This window comes from Bradyrhizobium sp., assembly GCF_030693485.1.
GTDB lineage: Bacteria > Pseudomonadota > Alphaproteobacteria > Rhizobiales > Xanthobacteraceae > Bradyrhizobium.
Genome location: NZ_JAUYAN010000330.1, coordinates 1 through 6,604 on the forward strand (window position 1 = coordinate 1; position 6,604 = coordinate 6,604).

Genomic DNA, 6,604 nt, shown 5'->3' on the forward strand with positions numbered 1-6,604 from the left:
CGATCAGCGCATCGTCGGCGTCATGATCGAAAGCAATCTGGTCGCGGGCCGCCAGGAAGTGCTGCCGGGCGCGACGCTGACTTATGGGCAGAGCATCACCGACGGCTGCATCGACTGGCAGACCACCGTGCCGGCGCTGAATCTGCTGGCGAATGCCGTTGCAGCGAGACGGGACTCGCGGCGTCAGCACGTCCTGGAGCGATCGGCCTAGCCGATGGATCGTGACCAGAGCGGCCGCGTGCGGCCTGCCAACCGCTCCGACCGCGGCCTAGCAGCCGCGGCAGATGCTCTTGATCTTGCGATCGAGAAGGGCGTTTTCCTTGCTCAAGGGATCGTTCGGATCGTTCAGGTTCTTCTCCGACGGCACGTCGCTGGCGCGCGGCTGGCGATGGCCGACCGGGGCCTGTGGCAGCGGCCGGTCCTTCACTGCGGTCGATGATCCCCCGCTGCCGGTTTGAGCGATCGCGGCCGAACCGCCGATCAGAACCAGCAGCGCAATTGTCGTGAGCAGTTTCTTCATCGTGTTCTCCTGTCTCAGAGAATTCATCTATCGCGCCCGGTCGGGAACCTCGATCTCTACACAATTGCGGCGCCCCTGGGCAGCGCAGTCCTGAACCTTCCGCACGTCCGCCATGGTGCTGAGCAGCCATACTCCCGCTCCCACCAGCACGGCAAGAAATCCGAGCAGCACCGCATTCTCGACATTGCGGTTGCCCTCATCTTCCGGCGGTGGCTGTCCTGGTCTTTCCCCGTCCGCAGTCATCACCGAACTACGGCTTCGGGGGATAGAGATGAACATCACCGCAATAATCGGCCACACGATAGCGCGCTTCGGCGCCCGGATCACCGTCCGATGGCGAGTTTGCCTGCGACAAGTAGTTCGGGCCGACCGGCGATTTGCCATGGCCGCCGGGAATATCCAGCACGTATTCCGGCTGGCACAGGCCGGACACCCGTCCCCTCAAACTTCGCATCAATTGCTGCCCGTGCTCCAGCGTGGTGCGCAGATGCGCGGTGCCGGGTGCGAGATCGCCGTGGTGCAGGTAATAGGGCTTTATTCTGCACTCGACGAAGGCCCGCATCAGCGCCTCCAGCGTCGCGGCGTCGTCGTTGACGCCGCGCAGCAACACGCTCTGGCTGACCATGGGAATGCCGGCATCGACAATCCCGGCGCAGGCGGCGCGCGCCTTGCCGGTCAGTTCGCGCGCATGGTTGGCATGCAGCGCAACCCAGGTCGCGGCACCCCTGACCTTCAGCGCCGCGATCATCTCGTCGCTGATGCGCTGGGGTTCGGCGACCGGCACCCGCGTGTGAATGCGAATGATCTTGACGTGATCGATCGCAGCCAGATCCGCCATGATCTCGGCTAACCGCCGCGGCGACAGCATCAGGGGATCGCCGCCGGTCAGGATCACTTCCCAGATTTCGGAATGCGCGCGGATATAGGCCAGCGCATTGTCGTACGCGCCCTGCGAGAGCGCGCTCGCCTTGCCCGGCCCGACCATTTCGCGGCGAAAGCAGAAGCGGCAATAAACCGCGCAGACATGAACGAGCTTGAACAGCACCCGGTCGGGATAGCGGTGCACGATACCCGACACCGGTGAATGCGCGTGATCGCCGATCGGATCGGCGCTCTCGTTCGCCTGCACAACCAGTTCCTCCGAACTTGGAATGTACTGCCGCGCAATCGGATCAAACGGATCGTCGGGGTCGATCAGGGCGGCGACATCAGGCGTCACCGCCACCGCGTAGCGTGCCGCGACCTTTTCCAGATCGGCGAGGTCCTCCACCGGGACGAGGCCCTGGGCGACCAGTTCCGTGGGCTCGCGCAAGGTCGTGGCCGGCTTGAAGTTGATACCGTCGTTGAAATTGATCCTGTTCATGCCTCACCTGCCGGCGGCGTCCACACCACCTGATCGATCCTCAACGCGCCGCTCGCCAGCATCACCAACCGGTCGAAACCGAGCGCAACGCCGCTGGCCTGGGGCATCCGCCCGACCGCGGCGAGGAAATCCTCATCCAGCGGGTAGCGCTCGCCATAGCGCCGCTGCTTTTCGTCCATCGCTTCGGTAAAGCGATGGCGCTGCTCGCGCGCGTCGGTCAACTCGCCGAAGCCATTGGCGAGCTCGACGCCGCAGGCATAAATCTCGAACCGTTCGGCAACGCGCGGATCGGACGGTTTGGTCCGCGCCAGCGCCGCCTCGGGCGCCGGGTATTCGAACAGCACGGTCAGCCGCCCCTGCCCCAGTCTCGGCTCGACATGCTCCACCAATACCTTGCTGAAGATGTCGGACCAGGTGTCGTCATCCGAAATCCGAACTCGCGCGTTGGCTGCAGCCGCCAGCGCCGCGCGGTCGCCGCGACCGTCCGCGACCGTAGCCAGCAGGTCGATGCCGGCAAAGTTGTCGAACGCCGCCGCGACCGTCAGCAGTTCGGGTTCGGCGAAGGGATCGGCGACCTTGCCGCGAAACGAAAACTGCCCGATGCCGGTGGCCTGCGCGGCATGCGCAATGATGACGATGCAGTCGGCCATCACGGCGTCATAGCCGGCTTCGGCGCGGTACCATTCCAGCATGGTGAATTCAGGCAGATGCAGATCGCCGCGCTCGCGGTCACGGAATACCCGCGCCAGTTCGAAGATCTTCGCCTCTCCGGCCGCCAGCAATTTCTTGCAGGCAAATTCCGGCGAGGTCCGCAAATAGCGGCTGGCGCGCTGGCCGTCGGCGCGCGTGAGCTCGGTGCGGGGCGCATGCAGATGGGTCTCATTGCCAGGTGAAACCTGCAGAATTCCGGTCTCGACCTCGGCAAAACCCTGCTCCTCGAACCAGCCGCGAACGGCTCTGACGATCGCGCTCCGCGCCATCAGAAACGGCCTGGCGTCGGCGTGGCGCGCGGGCGTCCACCAGGGTGAAATCCGGTCGATCTCAGGCATCAGCAGGCCGCCCCGTCCGGCCGCAAATTGCTGGCATCAAGCGGCAAAATCAGTATGTTGCAGCCCGAAACCGCCTCTACGGCCCCGGGACGCCCTTGTCCGGATCGGGCCGGGGCCAGAATATCAGGAAAAACAGCCTTGAAAGTCATCGCCAGTTCTATTCGCAAGGGCAACGTCATCGAGCAAGACGGCAAGCTTTACGTGGTTCTGACCGCCGAGAACATCCACCCCGGCAAGGGAACTCCGGTCAGCCAGATCGAAATGCGCCGAATCAGCGACGGGGTGAAGATTTCCGAGCGCTACAAGACCACGGACCAGGTGGAGAAGGCGACCATCGAGGACCAGAACTTCAACTACCTCTATGAGGATGCCGACGGCTTTCACTTCATGAACAACGACAATTACGACCAGGTTCAGGTGCCGAAGGATGTGATCGGCACCGCCAAAGCCTTCCTGCAGGAAAACATGACCGTCAAGCTTTCGCTGCACGGCGTCGTTCCGGTGGCGATCCAGATGCCGCAGCGAGCCACGCTGGAAGTCGTGGAAACCGAACCTGTCACCAAGGGCCAGACCGCGTCGTCGTCCTACAAGCCTGCCATCCTTTCCAACGGCCTGCGCACCAACGTGCCGCCGCATATCGGCGTCGGAACCCGCATTGTAGTCATGACCGAGGACGGGTCCTACGTCGAACGCGCCAAGGATTAGGCGAGGATCAGGGCTCAATACTGGCGCCGGGGGCGACGCATTGGCTACGAAAGCTGTCCGGTTCGTCTCGCGTTGGCTGGCACCTTTCATTTTGCTCCCGGCCGGAATGGCTGTTGCCCTCGCCGATGAGTTTCGGACTCCGGTGGTTTCAGCCGTCCGTATCGATTGGCGTGTGGCCCTCGACCAGCTGAGGACCGAGATCAACACCCGGCCGGCGATCGCTTCCAACTTCACGTTTTCCGGCCAGCGGCGGCTGCCGGCCCATGATCCCCGCACCATGCCGGCCCTGCTGCAGTTGAACGCGGTGACGTCGCCAATCTTCGCGGGGATCGGGCGAAGCCGGGTGCCGGTGCTGCTGCCGTTCGACACCGCGGCGTTTCTCGAGGCGGCCCGGACGGGTGGAGTGCCGGCGGGCCTGTCGCCGACGCGCTTTCAGGCGGACTTCCGGCCCGCCGACCTGTTCGACGCCGGCCCCGCCGGCTACGACGCGGTGTTCTCGCTGGAACCAGGCGCCGGCGACGGCATGCCGCAGCGGATTTTTGCAAAGCCGGTCGAAGTGCAGATCACCGGCTCGAGCCTGATTTACGACATCAGTGACCCCTTCGGCGGCAAGGGCGAACCGGTCAAATCGCTGGTGGCGGAATTCCCCGACCTGCGCCGTTTCATCCGGGAAGGCCATGTACGCTACGCCTTCACGCGCTTCGGTGTACCCTATGTGGTGTCGATCCAGTGCCTCGACTCCACGCCGCGCGCGCGGCGGCTGGCCTGCCGCGAGGCCTATCCGGTCGCCGAGCGTTTCCTGAAGGCGCTGCGCGTCGCCGGGGGGCTGCCATCTCGGCCGCACATGGACATGTCGTCCAGCATCGCCGAACGGCCGCCGCAACGCTCCCCTGATTTCAGCTATCGCCCCGCCGGCGACATCATCGCCAATACCGGCTTTCGCAAGCATGGCGGCCGCGCCGATTTCACTGCCTATTCGCAAATCCGCTTCCCGCTGGAGAAGGCCCCGGCTTTCGCGCATTCGCAGTCCTTCATGAAGCGCAGGGCGCGCGAGAAGACCGACGAGGCGGCAGGCAGCCATGCTGCCGGCTACCCCTGGCAGGATAATTTTTGCGAGGCCCGCAATTTCGGCGTCGGCCAGTGCGCCGGCGGCTTTGGCCATCAGGGACAGGACATCCGCCCCGGCGAATGTACTGTAGCAAGCGTGGCCGGCGACAAATGCGATCCCAAGCAGCAGGGCGTGGTCGCGGTTCGCGACAGCGTCGTGATCCGTTCACCGAAGCAGCAGGCGGTAACCCTGCAGGTAAACAGCCGCACCGAACATATCCGCTTCCGCTACATGCACATGAACCCGGTGAGCCTCGATGCCGACGGCGTCGTCAACGGACGCCTCGTCGCGGAAGGTGAAAAATTCGGCGTGGTCTCGAATTACCTCGACTATCCCAACGGCACCAGCCGCCATTTGCATTTCGACGTGCAGGTGTTCACGCGGGACGGCTGGCTCTGGGTCAACCCCTACGTGACCCTGATCTCGGCCTATGAACGCCTGATCCGCGGACGTGGACGCGAGACCGGGCCACGGGCGACGTCAGCGTCCGCTGTGGCGCATGCCTTGCCGGAGGATGCGCTTCGTCACCTCGATGCAAGGCAGGGCGGCGAGAACTGATCGCTATGACGCTGGGGCTTTCGGCGCCGATGGCCGCGCCGGCGGAGTCCAGCGATAGGTGGCGCCGAACCTGTTCCAGACATTGATCGAAGCGATCGCGGACGTCAGGTAAGTCAGCTCCTTCTCGGAAAACTCCGCACTCGCCTGCGCGTAGATTTCGTCGCTCACACCGCCGGCCAGCAACGTCAGTGCTTCGGTCCATGCCAAAGCCGCGCGCTCGCGCGCCGAAAACAGCGGCGCCTCGCGCCAGACCACGACAAGATTGAGCTTGTCGGCCGACAGGCCGAGCTTCTCGCCCAGCAGGATGTGATATTGCACGCAGAAGGCGCAGCCATTGATCTGCGAGGCGCGCAGCTTGATCAACTCGAGCAGCTGCGGATCGAGCCCGGCCTTGGCGGCGAACTGGCCGAGCGCGAGCACCGCGTCAAAGACATCCGGTGCCAGCGCCTTGAAGTCTGCGTATTCGCTCCGGGCATGTGACATCTCGACCACCTCATGTTATCAGTGTGCTGATTGATTATAAGAGCCCTTATATCATGCGCAAGATCGGGATATCGGCAAAATCGCGCTTCACTCGAAAGACGCCGAAACGGCGAAAATCGGGCGCCCCGGCAAAATCCGCTCCGCGCCGTCAAAAATCCCATCCGGCCCCCGATCGCGCCGGCGTCCGCCCGCCGCCGCCGGGCAGGGGCAAACGCGGCGAACAAGGCCACCTCGCCTATCTGCTGCGGCAGGCGCAGGCCGCGACCCGGCTGACGCTGGAACGGCGGCTGGCCGACCTCGGGATCACCCCGCCGCAATTCGCGGTCCTGACCATGCTGCGGGCCTATCCGGGCCTGTCGGGCGCGGACCTCGCGCGGGTGGCGCTGCTGACCCCGCAGACCGTCGGCGTCATCATCCGCAACCTGGAACGCGATGGCGCCATCAAGAAGCAGCCGCACCCCGTGCACGGCCGGATGCTGCAATGGATGCTGACCCGCCGCGGCGGCGCCCTGCTCGACCAGTGCCGCCGCCCCGTCCGGGCGCTGGAGCGAAGGCTGATCGCCGGGCTCGGCGCCTCGGCGCAGGCCACGGTGCGACGCTGGCTGTCCAAAATTGCCGCAGACCTGCAGCAGGATCGCTAGTTCCAGTGGCGCATTGACCTCTGCCGCGCCGCCTCCCCGGCGGGTAGACTGTCCCGATGGACCATTTTGATTCTCTGAGCACCCCGACCCGCCGCGCGCTGCTGCGATCAACCCTCGGCGCCGGCGCCCTGCTCGCGCATCCGCTCGCGGCGTTTGCCGCAGCCCCACCCGGTTTCG

The 6,604-nt window shown here is 64.9% G+C and carries 7 protein-coding genes and 1 pseudogene; 4 read left to right on the forward strand and 4 right to left on the reverse strand.

The genetic code is table 11. The annotated features are described in order from the left end of the window. A pseudogene (locus Q8N40_RS24440) lies at window positions 1-211 on the forward strand (3-deoxy-7-phosphoheptulonate synthase); the annotation flags it as partial. 57 nt (window positions 212-268) lie between these two features. Here the strand turns inward: Q8N40_RS24440 and Q8N40_RS24445 are convergent. The 3 genes from Q8N40_RS24445 to epmA form a co-directional block, all read right to left on the reverse strand. Then, window positions 269-520 (reverse strand): hypothetical protein, encoded by a 252-nt coding sequence (locus Q8N40_RS24445; protein ID WP_305713632.1) that lies wholly within the window; start codon window positions 518-520, stop codon window positions 269-271. A gap of 250 nt (window positions 521-770) precedes the next feature. Next, on the reverse strand, window positions 771-1,883 hold the full coding sequence (locus tag Q8N40_RS24450; RefSeq protein ID WP_305713633.1) for a lysine-2,3-aminomutase-like protein: 1,113 nt from the start codon (window positions 1,881-1,883) through the stop codon (window positions 771-773). Further along, the gene (epmA, locus tag Q8N40_RS24455; protein ID WP_305320210.1) at window positions 1,880-2,932 is read right to left on the reverse strand and encodes an EF-P lysine aminoacylase EpmA; all 1,053 of its coding nucleotides are present in this window, start codon (window positions 2,930-2,932) and stop codon (window positions 1,880-1,882) included. Before epmA ends, Q8N40_RS24450 begins: the two co-directional genes overlap by 4 nt. A 138-nt stretch (window positions 2,933-3,070) precedes the next feature. On the opposite strand from epmA, the gene efp reads away from it, so the two are divergent. Together efp and Q8N40_RS24465 are read left to right on the forward strand one after the other, a co-directional pair. Then, complete coding sequence (efp, locus tag Q8N40_RS24460; protein WP_305320209.1) at window positions 3,071-3,637, forward strand: elongation factor P; 567 nt, start codon at window positions 3,071-3,073, stop codon at window positions 3,635-3,637. A 106-nt stretch (window positions 3,638-3,743) separates the two neighbouring features. Further along, entirely contained in the window at window positions 3,744-5,303 is a 1,560-nt protein-coding gene (locus Q8N40_RS24465; RefSeq protein WP_305713634.1) for a M23 family peptidase, read from the forward strand. 3 nt (window positions 5,304-5,306) lie between these two features. On the opposite strand, the gene Q8N40_RS24470 is transcribed toward Q8N40_RS24465, so the two are convergent. Continuing rightward, a complete protein-coding gene (locus Q8N40_RS24470) occupies window positions 5,307-5,786 on the reverse strand; it encodes a carboxymuconolactone decarboxylase family protein (protein ID WP_305321643.1) in 480 nt (159 codons plus the stop codon). A gap of 53 nt (window positions 5,787-5,839) precedes the next feature. Here Q8N40_RS24470 and Q8N40_RS24475 point away from each other — a divergent pair, with 53 nt between their 5' ends. Next, window positions 5,840-6,427 carry a MarR family winged helix-turn-helix transcriptional regulator gene (locus tag Q8N40_RS24475; protein WP_305713635.1) on the forward strand — a complete coding sequence of 196 codons (588 nt, stop codon included), beginning with the start codon at window positions 5,840-5,842 and terminating at the stop codon, window positions 6,425-6,427. The last annotated feature ends 177 nt before the right edge of the window (window positions 6,428-6,604 follow it).